Raw genomic sequence first — 18,641 nt, 5'->3', positions numbered from 1 at the left:
AAATTATAGTATAATTGCTAAATAATTATTGTTTTGAGGAGGAATTATGGAATCAATAGTGCAAATTATCACTTTATTTTTTGTAACAGTGATTTTTATACTTGTGATTGGTAGATTTTTAGTTTGATTATTTTTTCATTATAAAACTACTCATAAAGCTAAAAATCAGTCTAATTATAATGATTTAGGAATTTCGACTCAAAAAAAAATTGTTTATGAATTGCAATATGCAATTAAATATTTTTCTAAAAACAAAATAGGCGCACTCATTACAATTGAGCAACAAGTTAGTCTTGATCAATATCGAACAGATGGAGTTGCAATTGATGCTAAAATATCAGCATCACTTTTAATATCACTTTTTCATAAAAAATCGCCTTTGCACGATGGTGCAGTAATTATTTTTGATGATCGTATTGCTTTTGCTTCAACTTATTTTAGTGTGTCTGAATCTCCAATGTCAGACCACCAATATGGCGCTCGTCACCGAGCTGCTCTTGGTATAGCTGAAGTAACAGATTCAATTACTATTGTTGTTTCTGAAACTACAGGTGAAGTTCTTTTAGCTCGTCACTCACAATTTTTAAAAATTCCTAATTTAGATAAGTTTGTTGAAATTTTAGAACAGGAGATGAGTTGGAAAAATGAATAATCTGTCACACCTAGTTAGCCAAAAAAAGGTTAGCCAAGTTCGTCAATTTTGCAATCAAACCCCATTAACTGAAGTTGTAGAAATTGTTTCTAAATTTGATTCTTACAATCGTGTTTTATTTTTAAGAATGCTAGATACTGAAACGGCAGGTGAAATTTTTAGTTTTTTCCCTGTAGAAATTCAAAAAGATATTATTAATTTACTCCCAGATAATCAAATGACTCAGTTACTGGATGAGTTGTATACAGATGAAATTGCAGAGTTGCTCGAAGAAATGCCTGAGCAAATCACTCAAAAAATTTTGCGTAATATCGATAATGACACTCGTAAAAAAGTTAATCAATTATTAAGTTATAATGATAATCAAATTGGCGCTTTTATGTCAGTTGACATTATTTATTTAAGTGATAGACTAACTTGTAAAGAGGCTTTAGAAAAAATTCGTAAATTTAAAGATCTTGCTGAACTTGTCCATTACTACTATGTTGTTGATGAACAAAAAAAATTAGTAGGGGCAACAACACTTGAAGATATTGTTTTTAGCGAACCAAACCTTCCTATTAGCGAAATTATTTTTGGTGTACCTTCGCTATCAACTTCAGACAATAAAGAAGTTGCAGCTAATATTTTTGCGAAAAATGATTTTTCAGTTTTGCCTGTTGTTAATTCAGCTCAACGACTCATTGGAATGGTAACAAGTGATGATATTATCGAAATTATTCAAGAAGAAACCACTATGGATATGTATAAGTTAGCTGGTATTTCTTCTAAAGAAATTGATGACTCATATATAAAAAGATCTATTCTACAATTAGTAAAATCTAGGATTTTTTGATTAATTATTTTAATGTTTGGTTCAACCTTATCACAATATATTATTGAATCTTTCACTAATTTGATGCAAGGTGAGTCTACTTTTAAAACTTTAGGTTTAAGTGTTTTTGTAAGTACTATAGTTTCGATGATTCCTGTTATTTCAGGTTCTGCAGGAAATGCGGGATCTCAGTCAGCTACAACAGTTGTTCGTGCTTTGTCTTTGAATGAAATAGGAGGTAAATCAGCATTTAAAAAAGTATTTGTCAAAGAATTTTTTGTTGGAACTGTTGTCGGTGCAATTTTAATGCTTTTCAATTTTGTTCGTCTTATTTTATACTTTAGTCTAAAAGGTGAACTATTGGACACCACCAAACCAGAAGGAGCAAGTTTAGCTAACCGTGATTTTGTTTTAATTTTATCAGCTGCTTCATCATTGAGTTTGCTTACAGTAATTATTTTTTCTAAAATTTTAGGAGCGACTATTCCACTTTTTGCTCAAAAATTTAAACGCGATCCTGCAGTTATGTCTGCACCAGTTCTTGCCACCTTAACTGATTCAATATCCACATTTATTTTTTTCGGAATTACTATAATAGTGTTTTTACTAATTTAAAATTAGTAACTTGTGTAAGAAAGGTTAAAATTATGTATATTACTGTCATAGGTTGGTTAGCATCTTTTACTACTGCAATTTTAGGACTACCAATGGTGATAAATGCATACAAAAGCAAAGAAATTAAATCAGCTTCAATAATTAGTTGATGAATTTATTTTTTAGGTGTGCTCATTTATTTAATTTATGGTTCATCATTACAAAAAGCACAAATTATAGTAACTGAATTATTAAATGGTTTAATTACTTTTTTATTTGTAATTTTATTTAGTTTTTATTACAAAACGCGTATTTTACCAACTTGATTTAAATTAATAAATGTGCTTTTCTGTTTGCTGATTATTATAGGTGTTATAGTCATAAGTGTTTTATTTTTTTTGAAAATTTATGTCAATATTGATGAAAATGGACAATATATAATTTCGTTTATAGGAACATCTTTTCTTTCTTTTTCATTTTTACCGCAAACTATTATTGCAATTAGAAAGAAAACTTTAGTGTATGCCCCTTTTTTCTTTATTCATGATTTAATTGTTTTAAATATTTTTTGAATTATTTTTTTAGGCCATGACATTTTGTCACAAAGCAATCTTTGAGTAGCTTTTATTTTGCAAGTTATAGGTTTTGCAATAAGTATTATTCAGGGTGTTTTCTACTATATACAAATTTTTAGCAAAAAAACAAACCCAAGCAGAAAAATTGTTTGAATTTAGTTTTTTAAAAAATAAACAAAAATTATTTAAAATTTTTAGTTCGATATAAATAATCTTTAATAGCCATTACAACACCTTCTTGATCGCAAGCGCAAGTGTTTAGTTTGGCTATTTTTTTGACTTCAGCATGAGCATTTGCCATCGCATATGAATAAGGAGTTAATTGGAGCATTGAAATATCATTTGCAGAATCACCTATTGCCATTGCATTTTCAACTTCAAAATCAAACATTTTACATACAAATTGAAGACCACTTCCTTTTGAAACATTTTTTGGAGTCATTTCAATGTTGATTCCACTAACAGCTACAGCAGAAATATTAGGATTTGTTTGAATTATTTCAAAAGCATGAGCTCTTTGTTCATCAGTACCAAAAAGTTCCATTTTAATAACATCATTTTGAGGTTTATCTACAAAAACAACATCATTTGTGTTTAAAAGCGCATAATTATATGAGTCAGAAAATTGACTTTTTGGATTAAAACTAAAAAAAGTGGTAGTGTTTCAAAAGTTGCATTGCATATTCAAATCACTAGCAATTTTTAAAACAAAATCTTGAACTTCTTTTGAAAAAACTCCATTAGTAATATATTGTTTATTGGTTTTTATATCACTTAATAAGGCCCCATTCGAGGTTAAAACATAACTGATATTTAAATCAGCTGCAACTTTTTTAACCCTCGATGCAAAACTATTGCCTGTATTTAAAATAACAATTGCATTTAAATTTGAAATTTGACTAATAAATTTAATGGTTTCGGAACTTAAAGTAAAATTTTTACCATAAAGTGTTCCATCAATATCTGTAAAAATTAATTTTTGCTTCATTTGGAGATGAAATTATAACATTTTAAATTTTAATTACATTTAAAATTTTTATTATTATGTTTTTTATATTAAAAAAAGTATTTTAAACTAATTTTGCAATTTAAAATAAAAAAATAAATATATATAAAAAAAAAAAAAAAAAGAATTATAATTATTTTGAAATGCAAAAGATTATTCACTTTAATGTTATTTCCAATAAGTTGAAACTACGTCAATTTAAAACACAAAAGATACTTAGTTCCGATAAGCTAAAACAACGCTTAGCTTTTTTTGTGGTTGCTTTCCTTACAATTGCATTCACATTAGGTATTTTGTTTGATTCTTCTAGATCGTTTTTTAATTTAGGATCTAAAGAAGTTTATAACATTTCTATTATATTTAACCCTATAAATCTTGAGTTGAGAGAAGAGATTTCTATTCGAGTAGCTAGATCTATTATTTTAATATTTTTTAGTTTTGTATTTTTATACAAAACCTATACTAGTTTTATTAATTACAAACAAAGTTTATTTTTTAAAATCACTGCACACTTGTTTCTTTCATTAGCGATTACAAATATTATTTTGTACTTTGCATATTTAACTACGAAGTGATTGCCGATTTATTTATTTTCTTTACAAATATTTTTACTTTTAATTTTAAATTTTGTTGATTGATGAATTGTGAGCAAAAGAAATCAACAAATAAACTATGATTTTCGTAAGTTTTTTTGACTTCAAATTACAAGTTATTTATCACAAACTATTTTATTTTTAGTTTTTGCCATTATATTTGGTATTTTAGCAATAAACTATACAACAGTAACTGTAAACAATCCTATTACTGACTGGCTTTATAAATTTGTAGCACAAATAGGAACATCTACTAATTCAGCAATTTTAGTAGCAATTTTATCTATATCATTAATTTTTATAAGTTTAGGTTTTTCTACTCAAATATATTTTTATAAAAATACATATTTAAAACTAACTAAAAAAGTAACATCACTATCATTTATACTTTTACCAATTATAACTACATTGATTTACCATATTTTTGTTGCTATTTATACAACTATAAATTTTGGTATGTTCTCAATATTTAATAGCAGTTTTAATAGTTTTTACGTAAATGTTATTGTTGAGTTAGTTTTCTTTCTAATATTTGCTAGTTTGTATTCCTTTGTATTTTTTTATAAAGGTTTACATAAATTTATAACAAATTATAGTTTGATGATATTTCTAGTAACTAATGCTTTGTTTGCAATAATTTCATCCTTGTTGTTATTTAACTCTGCTAGCGCTAAAGAAAATGTTTGAATTTGACTCATAGCCGCTGTGTTTGTTATTTATAGTTATTCTATTTTTGTTATAAAAAACACAGAGATGGCAAGAATTAATAAAATTATTGTCGGATTAGTATTAGTCTTATATCTTGTATTACAAGTTTTAGGACTTTGAAACTTTTATTTATATTCTAATAGTGTTGTTTTAATAAAAAACACATCTAAGAAATTAAATTTAGTTACTTTTATAGATTATAGTTGACAATTTTTAACAATTTTTAGTATTTTCACTACAATTTTAACAATTTCAAATTTAGCTTATTTAATAGCAAAAAATATTTTTATTCAACAAGCTAAAACAAGGCTTATAAAGGAGAAAAATGCTTAAGTTTATTTCAAATTCAAAAAATAAAAAAAGAACAAACGAATCTATTGATTTTACTAAAGAATATTCAGATTACTATAGTATTGTAGGTGAAGAAAAATTTGTTAGTTTTGATGCAATTGCAAATTTGGCTTTATTAGTTTCATCAGAATCTCATGATTTAAAAGTTGTAACACTTTTTAAAGAAAAAGCACTAAAAGCTTATAAAAGTCATCAAGAATTAATTTTTAAAAATTTTGTAATTTCTTGGTCAAAGACATCTCGTTTTGGAATCACAAAACTAGTTCCTATTGTTACAGAACAAGAATCTTCTAACATAATGGCATCTAATTTTTTTGAAAGTAAAGAAGATGCGATTTTTGATATATTTTTAAAACAATTAAATATTTTAATTTGAAAATACATAACAGACAAACAAGCTTTTGTTGAAGTTGCCGAAGGTATTATTGTTTTTGTATCCAAACAAACACAAAAACTTAAAGTTGTCTTTAGTGAAATTAGTACCGGAGAAAAATAGTAAATTATGAATTTAAATGAGAAAAAGGAAAAACTTGTTAATTTAAGGAAAATTAATGAATTAGTCACACTTAATCGTAACATTTCATTAATCGAGATTAACCAGCTACTTAAAACTATCCGTGAAATATACGACTTTTTTCTCATTGGTCAACTTTTTTTAAATCAAGCTCATCAGCTTAATTTATCCTCAATAGTCTCTCAAACTATTAAAAAAATACAAAGAAAATCAAATAAGACACTTTGAGTATATCCAAGTAGCGAAGAAAAATACACACAAAACTTTTTTGAGCAAATTGAAGAAACTATTAAAACTAATTTTAAAAAAGGTGACCAAATAATTACAATTGGAAGTCGTGCTCTAGAATTTGCTAAGAGAAATGGTTATGAAGTGGTAGCTCAATTTGTACAGGAAAAAAATTTATTTTTAATTGCACAAAAAATTGCTCAATTTGTTGATTTTGGAATAAGAGACAAACAATTTCATGAAGTGAAGTTTGCAATTTACTCAAATAAAATTCACAATTTTTTAGCAACAATTTATCCTTTAAATGAATTTGATTTTAAAGCTGATATTTCAGCTAGTCGTTTTGAAATTGTTAAAAACAAATTAGCTGATTTTAAATTTTTTCCTAATTATGATGAATTTTGACAAGCTCAATTAATTTCATATTTTACATCCGCAGTCCACATCTTGCTTCTAGAATCACAATTTATTGTTTACAAAAACAAATTAATTCATGAAAATTCCTTACTCAAAGAAATTGAAGAAAAAATGCAAAAACTTAAAACAACAATTTTAAAAATTGAGCGTGAACTAGAAATTGAAGAATTAAATCTTATCAAACCAAAAGCGAAAAGGATTTTTTAATTATGAAAGCACCACTTTGAAATTTAAATATCCTAACAAATGAACAAAAACATATTTATCTAAAAGGTTACAATGTATTTTTGAATGTTGACCAAGAAAAACAATTTAGTGAATTGAAAAGATTTAATGCGGTTAACCAAAAATTTTGTCTTATTAAACTAGTTAAAGGTACTAAAACATATTTTATGTTCGCTCACAATAGTTTAATTTATAGTTTAGAAAAAGATGTGATGATTAATTTAAGTTCTCCATTAGTTTTTTACAAAAGTGATATAAAAGCTTTTGCTGCTCAAAAAGAAGAACTTATTAGCAAAAAACAAAGCCTAATTACTCAATTACAAAATAAAGCAATTTTAGATTTTGATAGAAATTATGAACTATTTTCAAAATTTTACATGAGTAAAATTGCAAGTGATGAAATTAAATTAAAAGAATTATTTTCACTTGTAAAAACGGAGGTGGTTTATGACTAAAAAATTTTTATTAGGTTTATCGGTATTACCGATCGCAATTTCCCCAGTAGTTTTTGTTGCCCAGAGCCCCGCACCGGCGAACCCAAGTGATCCAAATGGCAATTCCGAACAAGGGCAAGCTAGTGGTGATGCAAATTCAAGCGATTCCAATACTCCGGCAAATTTAAATAATAAAAAAGCTGAAGAACCAATTACTGAAGAAGATTTAAAAAACAATCAAAAGTGATGAGACGACAATCGTGCTCAACTTATTGGAAACTTTGTTGATCAGGTCAAGAAAGATATTGATAATAAATTGGGTGTTATTTTTTCAAAAACTCGTAACAATCTAGAAGATCGCCTTTCACAAAGTTTCTTTTGATTACAACTCAAACACTATTTTGATGCCAATAAAGAACAAATTGAACAAGATCCTATTGCATTTGGATTAAATTTTTTAACACCTTATATTTATAGTAATAATATTAACTTAAAACAAGGTGATGTTAAATTCGGTAAAGATGATTTTAATGGTATTGAATGGGGTACAGCTGACAAAAGTGATTATAGTCAATTACCAAATGTTAAAGTAGATAATGTAAAGGATACTAAAAACACATTAAAAGGTAAAGATTTTGAAAAAAGAATTAAAGGTTATTTTGCTCAATTAAGTTCAGGTTATCAAAATTACTTATTTAAAGAAGATGAATTTCCTCAATACAAGAAAAACTTTAAACTTAAATTAAATACCACTGGAAAAGAGCAAAATACAATTTTAGAATCAGAACCTTTGAATAAACCGGGAATTTCTAGTTGATCCGATTGAATTCAAAGTTATTTTGAAAAACAATCCTTGCTCTTAGATCTATCACTGAATCAATTGCCAAATCCAAGTAGTTCACAAAGTCCACAAGTTCAAATTGATAGCGCTTTAAAAGACATTGACTTGAATGTTCCTCCGCAAATTGGACAAAAACCTGAATTTGAAATTCGAATTGCACCTGATTTAAGTCCGATTTTACATTGGGATTTAATTAAAAAAACACCACAAGATGTACAGAAAATTTTTAATTCAGCAACTAAGGAACAAAAAGCAACAATGTTCTTTTTCTTAAATCCAATTCATTCTCGTTTTAAATATGAAGTCAAATCATTGAATATTACAAATAATAAATTAGAAGCTCAAGTTCAAATTATCGATAATGTTCAAAAGGCTAAACAAAGTTCTACACCAGAAAAATATCAAAAGTCATACACTATTCCAGTTTACAATGATTTCGAACCCACTGACACACAAGAAACTAAAATTATTTTAACGAAAAATTTATATACTTCGAATTTAGGGGTTTCAAAAGTTGTTGATGATTTTTTTGACACTCTTAATATTAAAGGTGATTTTAAATTTTCAGATATTAAAAATTATTCACAGTTATCACAAAATTTAATTTACAACTTCTTTTACTTGCTTACAAAAGTTTTTTACAACAATCAATTTTTAAGTGCTCAAAAGAAATTAGTTCGTAGTTATATAAATGGTTCGAGTTCACGTTTATTTGTGGCTAGTCAATCTCAATTTATAGATTTTTTTCAAAAATCTATCATTGATAGTAACAAAGCTTTGGATTACTACTATTTAATTTACTATACTCATCTATTAAATATTTATAATCTGTTAAATTCATCAAATATTGATAAAAAAGGTGATAAGGATAAAATAAAACAAGTTGAAACTACTTTACAAAAATTATCTATTTCTAAATCAGATGTTGATAAAATTTTTAACAAAGCTAGGGAACAAAATTTACTTTTGCGTCAAACCATTCACAAAATAAATCCAAACTTAATAGCTCACTACTCTGATGTCATCAACTATGGCCGGAAATTGAATAAAGCTAGTCAACTATTAGGTCAAATTGCATTTTATAGCAAAAATATTCAAGACGCAAATAACAATTCTAACCCATCAACTGATTCAAAATCGGCTAAAAATCAGGTTGCAGTTGATTTTGCTTCTTCATTAGAAAAATATAATCAAGAGCAAAATCAAAGTTACAACACTAACTTAATAATTTATATAAGTGTCGCAATTATAGTTGCTGTGTTGTTGGCTGTTGTAGTGACACAACGTAGTTTTATTTTAAAAAGGAGTAAAAAATAATGATTAAAGTTGCATCAATTCTCGACTATGTTTTGCTTGCCAAAGGTGAATACCAATGACAAGAACAACAATTTTTTAGTATAAAAGGTAAAGAGGAAATTAAAGCTGTAGTAATTCAAGCAAATCAAAATCAAGCTTATTTATTGTTTAATAATCAAAAAGGTAATGTAGAAGTTGGTGATGAGCTTGTTGAAATTAAAAATTTCGACCTTGTTAGAACAGCTAACGAATTTTTTGGCAAAATTGTTGATTTTGCAGGGAATATTATTGAGCCTGCTTTTGAATATCCACTAAGTTTTGGAACAAAGCAATCATCTGCTTTTGCAACAGCGGCTTCAATTTTAGAGCGCGAAAATCTTGACCGCCAACTCTACACTGGAATTTTAGCAATTGACCTATTTACCCCAGTTGGATTTGGTCAACGTGAATTAATCGTTGGTGACCGTCAAACTGGTAAAACTCATATTGGATTAAATGCTATTATTAACCAACGAGGCACTGACACAAAATGTATTTATGTTTCAGTAGGACAAAAAAGACAAAACTTAAATTTTGTTTATAAAACACTAACTGAACATAAAGCTATGGATAACACAATTATTTTCCACGCACCATCAACAAGTCCTTTTGACCAGTATTTAATTCCTTATTTCGCTATGGCACATGCTGAAAATCTTAGTTATGAAAATGATGTGCTAATTGTGTTTGATGATCTTTCGAAACACGCTAGCGTCTATCGTGAGGTTGCACTTCTCACCAATCAACCAATTGGTAAAGAAGCTTTCCCAAGTGACATCTTCTATGCTCACTCTAAGTTATTAGAGCGTTCAGGATGTTTTGTTGGTCGTAAATCAATTACAGCTTTACCAATTTTACAAACTGTTGATGATGACATTACAGCTTTGATTTCTTCAAACGTAATTTCAATTACAGATGGACAGGTTATAACATCTAGTGCTTTATTTGCTGAAGGTAAAATTCCAGCTATAAACATTGGGTTATCTGTTTCTCGTACAGGTTCATCTGTGCAAGCTAAGAATATTCGTAGCATTTCTAAAGAAATCAACTCATTATATTACAACTATCAAAAACAAATTAAACTTTCAAAATTGGATTACGATCTTAATAAAGAAACTTCAGATTTACTATTTAAAGGAAGTCAAATTGAGAAGTTCTTAATCCAAAAAGGACATAGTTTTTATTCACAAAAGATTGTTCTTTTTGGAATTAAAATTATTTCTTGAGGATTACTCAAAAATGTTGTTGAACCTTCAAAAGTTGTTGATTTTATTTACTCTTTTGTTGAAAGTGATCAATTAGCTGCAACAATTTTTAAAAAATATGTTGACAATCAATTTGTTGATGACAAACTTGCACGAAGCTATTTTGTTAATGCCGTAAACACATTCTTAAAAGCTAATGGTGCTAAAGAACAATTAGAAATTGAAATACCTATGCCATTTATTGATGATTTGCCAGAATCAATAACTAGTGCTAAAGGAGATGAATAATGACACTTAATGGAATTGTTACCCAAATTTGAACTAACGTTGTTGAAATTAAATTTAATGATTATAACAACAAAATTCAACTTGATCAGCGTCTTGAAATGCATAATAGACAAACAATATTGGTTGTTAAAAAAATTTTAGACCAAGGTCTTGTGAGAGCAATTGTTATTTATAAAGAAAAAGCAATTTCAGTTGGCGAAGAAGTTGTAAACACTTTAGAATTTCTACAGGTTCCAGTAGGAGGTGCTGCTAAGAATCAAGTGTTCAATATTTTAGGAAAAAGTTTAAATTCACCTGGAATGAGAATTGATACTGTTAATATAAATTCTACAATTAGTTTAAGTAAGACAAAATTTGATCACACACCAAAATTACTTGAAACTGGAATTAAAGCTCTTGACTTTTTTGTACCAATTTTCGAAGGATTTAAAATTGGAATTTTTGGTGGAGCTGGGGTTGGAAAAACCGTTTTAATGAAAGAGGTTATTTTCAACGTTTCTAAACAAAAAGAAAAAGTTACTTCAATTTTTGTTGGTTCAGGTGAGCGTAGTCGTGAAGGACTTGAGCTTTATCAAGAACTTGAAGAATCTAATTTGATGGAAAAATCAACAATGTTTGTTGCTCAAATGAATGAAACTCCTGGAGCTCGTTCAATGATTGTTCCAATGGGTGTAACTTGTGCTGAATATGCTCGTGACCATAACAAAGAAGATGTTTTATTATTTATTGACAATATTTACCGTTTTATTCAAGCAACTAATGAAGTTGCTTCAGCACTTGAAAAAAATATTTCAATTGGTGGTTACCACGCAACTTTAGATAGTGATGTTTCATTTATTCAAGATAGATTGTTCCAAAATCAAAATGGTTCTATTACTTCTTTCCAAACCGTTTTCTTACCAATGGATGACCTTTCTGATCCAGCTGCTATTTCGTTATTTAGTCACTTAGATAGTTCCTTTGTGCTTTCTCGTGACAAAATGGCTCGTAACATTTTCCCAGCTTTTGACCCACTTTTATCAACATCTAATGCTGTTAGTGCAACTATTATTGGTGAAGAGCACTTTAGTGCTATTATTGCAGCCAAAAGTATTATGAAAAAATATAAAGATTTAGAAGATGTTATTTTAATTTTAGGATTTAATGAGCTTGATCAAGAAAGTAAAACTATTGTTCGAAAAGCTCTTCAATTGGAAAACTTCTTTACTCAAAACTTCTTTATGGCTGAAGCTTATACTAAAGAAAAAGGAGTTTATGTTCCACTTGCAAAAACTATTGATTCCGTTAAGAGAATTATTGCTGGTGAATTTTTAGACATTTCTCCTGAAAAATTTGCTTTTATTGGTAGTGTTGATGAACTTGTAGAAGCTAATGAAGAAAATTTAGAATAAAAACATATAAAATTTATAAAAAAAGACTTTTAAAATAGAAAAGTCTTTTTTTATGCAAAATTTTAAATAGATTAGAGTTCAAACTTAATAGATTAAATTTAAATTATTTTAGTCATTTTTATAGCATATGCTATAATTTTTGCTATATCAAGTATATAAATTTTGAAATTTTAGTAAACTATGAATAAATATAGTTTTGTTTAAAATAAATTAAGCTTGCACCTGTTATTTCATACTTGATAGCAAAATTTAATGAAATAGGGAGACAACATGATTTTTGATAAACTTGAAAATTTATATAAATACAAAAGTATTAACAAGTATTTACCAAAATTAATTAATTTTTTAGAAAATACAGAACTTAGCCAACTTCCACTAGGTAGAGTTGAAATTGAAGGTGATAATTTATTTGCTTTAAATATAGATGCTTTATCATTTGATGACAAAAGTGCTATGTATGAATATCATAAGCAATATGCTGACTTACATATACAATTAGAACCAACAGAACACTATTTTTTTGATTTTAAAGAAAATTTAAAAAATGTTATTAATGAATATGATGATGAAAAAGATGTTGCTTTTTACAAAAAAGATAGCATTAGAAATTTAGTAAGACCAATAGTTGGCGAATTTGTATTTTTCTTTCCTTGTGAAGCTCACTTACCAAAATTTACTCATAAAAAAACCAATATCCGTAAGTTAATTTTTAAATTAAAAATTGAAGATTAATAACAAGTTTCACTTATTCTACAAATTAAGTAAAAAAAGTTCAGAATGGAATTAAAGCATTTCTGACTTTTTTATTGTTAAATATTTAAATTAATTAAGCATTTTGTTTAGCTTTTGCATACAAATTGTCAAGTTGTACTTTAGAAGATTTGTCATCTTTAAATTGAAAGAATAAATTAGGATCTAATGCCTAATTTTGAATAAATAAATCATCAATTGAGTTTGTATAATCTCTATTTTTATAGCCTTTAAAATCAGGATCTTCATCTTTAGTTTTAGAACATCTGTATTAACAAGAAAAATTGGTTTGGATGTTGAAACTTGAACTCCTCCAATATTTATTAAATATTTATTTTTAATTTTTTTAGTCAATATTTAAATCTTTTACATCTATTTGAAGAGTGATGATTTTCAAATACCTTAGGTCAAGGTTTTGTGATTACGAGTAATGGCCACCTAAAAATTTCGACTTAGCAAATGTTTTTAAAATGTTCTACCGAGAACTAAAACATCTTCACCAACATGAGTGGAGAAATTAAGGAATTTTGTGTACAAAAAGTTTTAAATTCCTTATATCTTCTAGAAGCCACAAGTAAATTAGCATTTATATTTATATTATTAATACTAAAAAAAGGTATTATTTTTGTTAATTAAATTTGTTTTAAATTAAAATTATTGTCATAAATTATTATATAGAGGTGTTTATGACTACAACTAGACGTTTTTCTGTTCCAATTAAATGTGCAAGCTGTAATGTAACATTTGAAAAACTTTTTTCAAAATATGAAGATTTACAATGATTTGCAAATGTTAGTGAGAAAATTTTAAAAATTGTTGCAGATGAAGAAAAATATTCAGATGAGTTTATTGAAGAACTTCTTAAATCTGTAGGTTACGTAGCTGAAAGAATAGACTAATGAACAAAACTGACGCTTATCAAAAATTTAAGATAATAATTGAAAGCATAATTTTTCTTTTTGTATTTATAGTTTTTATTTTAGAGCAAACTTATTTTAAAATTCATGAAAGTGGCAATGATAATGTCAATAACACATTTTTAGTGCTTATTTCATTATTATTTGTTTTTGCAATTTTAGTTATTTTTTTAGAGCGAAAATACTTTTTTAGCTATAAAAATCTACTAAAAGGCATTTTTACAATGGACTTGCTAATTGCAATCGCTGGTCATTTTTCATTTTTGTATTCAGCAATTGCGTTTATCATTAAAGCTAGTCAAGGTGCAAAAGTTCATATGGAATTTTTTGAGATTTCAATTGTTTTATTTTTGTTTTTCAACGTTGGTAGATACATTGAATCTAAACTTCAAAAAAATTCTAATTCTGGACTTAAAGAATTATTAAAATTAAAAAATAAAAATTCATTTATTATAGTAAATGGTACAAAAACTGAAATTCCGACTTTTAAAATAAAACCAGGAGATCTTGTTTTTGTTGCTAAAGGTGAGTCAATTCCTGTTGATGGAACTCTTAAATCAAACTTGGCAATTTTAGACTATTCTTCAATAAATGGAGAGCCATTACCAATCAGTTTTAATCAAGGCCAAGAAATTCTTTCTGGAAGTATTAACACAGGTGAAGCTATAACAATTTTGGCTACTAAAAATTCAGCCAATTCATTTTTAATGCAAACAATCAATAGATTAGAAACAATTTTTGAACAACCTTCTAAAATTGAGAAAATTTCTTCAAAAATTGTTGCAGTTTTTACTCCCAGTGTTTTATTGTTATCTTTGACAATGTTTGTTGTTTGATTAATAATTGGATATACTTTAGGAACCGACAAAATTTACTCTATATTTACAGGGCCAAAAGATAATCCTTTTGCATCAGCAACTTATGTTGCCACAGCGGTTTTAGTTATTTCTTGCCCTTGTGCTTTTGGAATTGCGGCGCCCATTGCCATTTATTCATCTTCTATTTTGGCTTCCAAAAATAAAATTTTGTTTGGTAATGCTGGTGTTTATGAACAAGTATTACAAACAAAAACTATTATTTTTGACAAAACAGGAACATTGACTAAAGGGAAACCTATGGTTCAAGATTTCCAAGGTGACTTATCTAATTTAACTTTAATCAAACAATTAGCACTCGTTTCACAACACCCAATTTCTAAAGCTATTTCAAATTACATAGATATAAATGTGGAACATTTAAACGATGTTGTTGAAACTCCAGGAGAAGGTTTGTTTGTTGAGTTAAATAATTCTAAATATTCTTTAACCTCACTTGACTATGCTCATAAATCTGATTTTAAATTTGATTCAAAATTAGATTTTAAAAAAGTTGGAAATTATACTGTTTTTGCCAAAGACTCTAAAGTAATTGGTGTATTTTTAATCCATGATCAAATAAAAGATGACACTAAAAATGTTATTAGTAAATTACAAAATTTGGGCTATGAAACTATTATTGCTTCAGGAGACAATGAACAAAATGTTGAAAAAATAGCTACTCAAGCGGGTATTAAAAAATATTATGCAAATCTCAAACCGTTTGACAAAGAAAAATTAATAATAGATTTGAAAAAAAATAATGGTGTAATTTTTGTCGGTGATGGTATTAATGATATTTTAGCAAGCAAACAAGCCACTTTGTCAATGTCTTTTGATAATGGATCGAAATTAAATAGTTCGATTGCTGATGTTGCATTATTAGAAACAGATCTTTCTTTAGTGTACAAAACTATTTCTATTATTAAAAAAACAAATCAATTAATTAAAATCAATTTTCTTTGAGCTATTATTTTTAACTTAATATTTATTCCTTTAGCGGCAGCTGGAATTATTTTGCCAGTTATTGGAATGGTGCTAATGTTTGTTTCTTCAACATTTTTAATTTTAAATACATTATTTTTTAAAAAACGAAACGAAAAATTTTTACAAAAAAGTTTATAAATTTCAATTTAAATAAAAAACAATCTTATGTTGGGTTGTTTTTTATTTTTTTGTGATAATTAAACTACATATTAAATTTTTTATTATGTTTTTAGAGAATAAAAAAACATAATAATTTTTATAAATAATTATGTTTTTTAAATCTATTTCAGGATCGTTTAATCATGAAAGAAAAAAAATATTTATTTTTTGATCTAGAATATGCCAGCTCAAAAGCCGGAGTTCATAGCATTTGTGAATTTGGTTATGTTTTAGTTGACCAAAATTTTCAAATCTTAGATAGGAATAATTTAATTATCAATCCAAATATCTCAAATGCAGAGTGAGATTATAGGGCATTAAGAACATTGTTGAAAAGAACTAAAGTAGAGTATGAAAAGGAAAAGTCTTTTCAATTTTTCTATAAGTCTATTGTTAATTTGATTCAAAGTGCAGATTTGGTTTTAGGACACACATTGGATGGAGATGTAAAAGCGCTAAATGATGATTGTATTAAATATAGTTTAGATAGCATTGATTTTGATTTTTATGATATTAGATATTTTTATCGTGATTTTAAAAATTCAAATAAAGATACTTCACTTACAAACACTTTAGAGGAACTCCAAATTAGTGCAAATCCTAAATACCACGATGCAGAAGCTGATGCTGAAAATACAATGAAAATCACCAAAGTTATGCTAGAAAAGTTAGAAATGAGTTTAGATGAATTAATTTCACTTTCCCCTAGATCTAAAGCTAGAAATGAAAATTTTATTGTTTTAGGCATTGCTGGGAGTAGAAAGCAATGGATGTGAAAATTTAAAAATTTTTTAGAATCTAGCGAAGATATAGATATTAGTGAGCAATGGACTCTTCGTTTGCTAGATGCTTTTATAGAAGCGTGTCAACCACTCGAAGGTAACAACCAGCAAGTTTTAGCAAAACAGTCAATTTATTTATCGATTTATAAAATAAAAACAAAATTAAAACACACACTTAATTTAATTCAATTTATAGTAAATTTAGGTGGTAAAGTTGTGTTAGATAAAAAAGAAAGCAATATTTTTGTTACACAATGCGATTATGAAACCGATGAATGTGCAGATATTGCATCTGTTCAACAACTAAATGAAGAAGAAAAAGATAAATTTATTCAAATTATTCAATATCATGATTTTTTAAAATTATTAAATATTACATCAGAAACCTTAGATAATCTTCCAATGGTTAATTTTGATTGTCTTTGAAAAATTCAAAATCCCTCAATGTTTAGATGATTACAACCGGCTTTTCATATATTAAAACCGAATCAAATTATTGCTTTTGATTTTGCTACATATAGAGCAAATTGTAAAAAAAAAAAAAAAAAACACGAATTAAATTCGTGTTTTTTAATAAATCAAAATTAACTATTTTACTACTTTACCATCAATTTCGAATTTACGACTTAGTGTTTTGCTTCCAGTTTCTGTAACTAAAACAACATCTTCGATTCGAACACCACCTAAACCTTCAATATAAATTCCAGGTTCAACTGTAATTACCATTCCAGGTTCTAAAATAGTTTTAATATCTTTTCCTACAACAGGAAGTTCGTGAATATCAATCCCAACTCCGTGTCCTGTTGAGTGAACAAATTTATCACCATAACCTTTTTCTATAATATAGTCACGGCAAGCTTTGTCTACTAAACCAACTTCAATTCCAGGTTTTACAGTCTGGCGTCCTTTTTGGGCAGCTTCTTGAACAATTTGAAAAATTTCTAATTTTTTTGGGTCAAAATTTTCTTGTTGTTCAAATACAATTGTTCTTGTAATGTCAGCACAATAACCTTTATAAAGAGCACCAAAATCAATTTTTAGTAAATCATTTGAAATGATTTTTGATTCTCCAGCTCTGTGGTGAGGCATTGCTGAATTTGCTCCAGTAGCAATGATGCTATCAAAAGATTCTTTATCAGCACCTAATGATTTCATTGCAGAATTTAAAATAATATCAAATTCTTTTTCTTTCATTCCAACTTTTAAATTAGGTATTGATTTTTCAAAAGCTTCTAGTGAAATATCAACAGCTTTTTGAATTTTTGCAACTTCATCATCAGTTTTTAAAATTCTTCATTGATGAGCGCTTAGTTGCTCAAATTGTGCATCTTTGAATCAATTTTTGATACGCCCAAATTCACCAATAGTTAAATACTCTTTTTCAAGCCCGATTTTTTTGTAAGAATCAACTTTTGATTTTATAAAAGCATCCAAATTTTCTTTATTAAGTAAGTGAATCTCAGCATTTTGTGCATTTTTCCTTGCAGCTTCAATGTACCGACTATCTACAAAAAGGTGGTTTTGATTTTTTTCAATAAACAAAATACCATCTGAAGTATTGATTTTACTTACTCATAATCGTGTTTGATAAGCAAAAGATATAACTACGTCTAATTTGTGTGTAGAAAAATCTTTATCTAAATATTTACGATTCATTATTTTTTCTCTTTATGAGTAGTGTGTTTATTGCACTTTGGACAATGTTTTGACATTTCAATTTTGTCAGGTGTGTTTTTTTTATTTTTTTTGCTAATGTAATTTTCCATTTTACAATCTTCACATCTTAAGGTAAAGCCATCTCTTGCCATAAAATCTCCTTTGAAATAAACTTAAACATTTAAAGTGTAAATTATACTATTTACAGCATAAAAATAATAAGTTTTCTTATTAAAAACTTGTTATTTTCTATAATTTTAATTTAAAACTAATATTTTTTTAAAAAAAAATAAAAAAAAAGAAAAAACAAAGCATATATAACACTTGCTTTGTTTTTGAATGAGGACTTAATATCAAAACATGTA

The 18,641-nt window shown here is 27.0% G+C and carries 17 protein-coding genes and 1 pseudogene; 14 read left to right on the top strand and 4 right to left on the bottom strand.

Annotated features, from left to right (window positions below; genetic code table 4):
- Positions 1–46: 46 nt before the first annotated feature.
- Genes ACJHWB_RS01970 through ACJHWB_RS01960 form a run of 3 tightly spaced genes read left to right on the top strand, consistent with a single transcriptional unit; the run spans position 47 to position 2,794 of the window.
- On the top strand, positions 47–652 hold the full coding sequence (locus ACJHWB_RS01970) for a diadenylate cyclase (protein ID WP_483132831.1): 606 nt from the start codon (positions 47–49) through the stop codon (positions 650–652).
- Positions 645–2,081, top strand: coding sequence for a magnesium transporter (mgtE, locus tag ACJHWB_RS01965; protein ID WP_483132830.1), 1,437 nt, complete (start codon positions 645–647; stop codon positions 2,079–2,081). Before ACJHWB_RS01970 ends, mgtE begins: the two co-directional genes overlap by 8 nt.
- A 32-nt stretch (positions 2,082–2,113) precedes the next feature.
- Entirely contained in the window at positions 2,114–2,794 is a 681-nt protein-coding gene (locus tag ACJHWB_RS01960; RefSeq protein ID WP_483132829.1) for a hypothetical protein, read from the top strand.
- 22 nt (positions 2,795–2,816) lie between these two features.
- Here ACJHWB_RS01960 and ACJHWB_RS01955 read toward each other — a convergent pair whose 3' ends face one another.
- The gene (locus tag ACJHWB_RS01955; protein ID WP_483132828.1) at positions 2,817–3,623 is read right to left on the bottom strand and encodes a Cof-type HAD-IIB family hydrolase; all 807 of its coding nucleotides are present in this window, start codon (positions 3,621–3,623) and stop codon (positions 2,817–2,819) included.
- A 161-nt stretch (positions 3,624–3,784) separates the two neighbouring features.
- Between ACJHWB_RS01955 and ACJHWB_RS01950 the strand changes: the two genes are divergently transcribed.
- The 8 genes from ACJHWB_RS01950 (at position 3,785) to ACJHWB_RS01915 (ending at position 12,903) form a co-directional block, all read left to right on the top strand.
- A complete protein-coding gene (locus tag ACJHWB_RS01950) occupies positions 3,785–5,275 on the top strand; it encodes an MSC_0624 family F1-like ATPase-associated membrane protein (RefSeq protein WP_483132827.1) in 1,491 nt (496 codons plus the stop codon).
- A complete protein-coding gene (locus ACJHWB_RS01945) occupies positions 5,268–5,789 on the top strand; it encodes a DUF2714 domain-containing protein (protein ID WP_483132826.1) in 522 nt (173 codons plus the stop codon). The genes ACJHWB_RS01950 and ACJHWB_RS01945 overlap by 8 nt, the downstream gene beginning before the upstream one ends.
- A 6-nt stretch (positions 5,790–5,795) precedes the next feature.
- Positions 5,796–6,659 (top strand): MSC_0622 family F1-like ATPase gamma subunit, encoded by an 864-nt coding sequence (locus tag ACJHWB_RS01940; RefSeq protein ID WP_483132825.1) that lies wholly within the window; start codon positions 5,796–5,798, stop codon positions 6,657–6,659.
- 2 nt (positions 6,660–6,661) lie between these two features.
- Positions 6,662–7,132: an MSC_0621 family F1-like ATPase epsilon subunit gene (locus ACJHWB_RS01935; protein ID WP_483132824.1), complete on the top strand. Its 471-nt coding sequence runs from the start codon at positions 6,662–6,664 to the stop codon at positions 7,130–7,132.
- Positions 7,125–9,269, top strand: coding sequence for an MSC_0620 family F1-like ATPase-associated subunit (locus tag ACJHWB_RS01930; protein WP_483132823.1), 2,145 nt, complete (start codon positions 7,125–7,127; stop codon positions 9,267–9,269). The genes ACJHWB_RS01935 and ACJHWB_RS01930 overlap by 8 nt, the downstream gene beginning before the upstream one ends.
- The gene (locus ACJHWB_RS01925; RefSeq protein WP_483132854.1) at positions 9,266–10,780 is read left to right on the top strand and encodes an MSC_0619 family F1-like ATPase alpha subunit; all 1,515 of its coding nucleotides are present in this window, start codon (positions 9,266–9,268) and stop codon (positions 10,778–10,780) included. Before ACJHWB_RS01930 ends, ACJHWB_RS01925 begins: the two co-directional genes overlap by 4 nt.
- Positions 10,780–12,171, top strand: a complete 1,392-nt coding sequence (locus ACJHWB_RS01920) for an MSC_0618 family F1-like ATPase beta subunit (RefSeq protein WP_483132822.1) — start codon at positions 10,780–10,782, stop codon at positions 12,169–12,171. The genes ACJHWB_RS01925 and ACJHWB_RS01920 overlap by 1 nt, the downstream gene beginning before the upstream one ends.
- 270 nt (positions 12,172–12,441) lie before the next feature.
- On the top strand, positions 12,442–12,903 hold the full coding sequence (locus tag ACJHWB_RS01915; RefSeq protein WP_483132821.1) for a NanQ anomerase/TabA/YiaL family protein: 462 nt from the start codon (positions 12,442–12,444) through the stop codon (positions 12,901–12,903).
- A gap of 94 nt (positions 12,904–12,997) precedes the next feature.
- Here the strand turns inward: ACJHWB_RS01915 and ACJHWB_RS01910 are convergent.
- Positions 12,998–13,260: pseudogene (locus tag ACJHWB_RS01910) on the bottom strand (MSC_0775 family lipoprotein); the annotation flags it as partial.
- Positions 13,261–13,607: 347 nt separating this feature from the next.
- Between ACJHWB_RS01910 and ACJHWB_RS01905 the strand changes: the two are divergent.
- The 3 genes from ACJHWB_RS01905 to ACJHWB_RS01895 all read left to right on the top strand — a co-directional run bounded on the left by ACJHWB_RS01905 (position 13,608) and on the right by ACJHWB_RS01895 (position 17,208).
- Complete coding sequence (locus tag ACJHWB_RS01905) at positions 13,608–13,820, top strand: hypothetical protein (protein WP_022935598.1); 213 nt, start codon at positions 13,608–13,610, stop codon at positions 13,818–13,820.
- Entirely contained in the window at positions 13,820–15,817 is a 1,998-nt protein-coding gene (locus tag ACJHWB_RS01900) for a heavy metal translocating P-type ATPase (RefSeq protein WP_483132820.1), read from the top strand. The genes ACJHWB_RS01905 and ACJHWB_RS01900 overlap by 1 nt, the downstream gene beginning before the upstream one ends.
- A gap of 164 nt (positions 15,818–15,981) precedes the next feature.
- A complete protein-coding gene (locus ACJHWB_RS01895; RefSeq protein ID WP_483132819.1) occupies positions 15,982–17,208 on the top strand; it encodes an exonuclease domain-containing protein in 1,227 nt (408 codons plus the stop codon).
- On the opposite strand, the gene ACJHWB_RS01890 is transcribed toward ACJHWB_RS01895, so the two are convergent.
- Positions 17,209–18,276, bottom strand: coding sequence for a M24 family metallopeptidase (locus ACJHWB_RS01890; RefSeq protein ID WP_483132818.1), 1,068 nt, complete (start codon positions 18,274–18,276; stop codon positions 17,209–17,211).
- Positions 18,276–18,428 carry a 50S ribosomal protein L33 gene (rpmG, locus tag ACJHWB_RS01885; protein ID WP_022934977.1) on the bottom strand — a complete coding sequence of 51 codons (153 nt, stop codon included), beginning with the start codon at positions 18,426–18,428 and terminating at the stop codon, positions 18,276–18,278. The genes ACJHWB_RS01890 and rpmG overlap by 1 nt, the downstream gene beginning before the upstream one ends.
- Positions 18,429–18,641 lie beyond the last annotated feature (213 nt).

It is taken from the genome of Mesomycoplasma sp. (assembly GCF_056854695.1).
The sequence above is the reverse complement of the archived record's forward strand: the minus strand, read 5'-3'. Positions and strand labels throughout refer to the sequence as shown.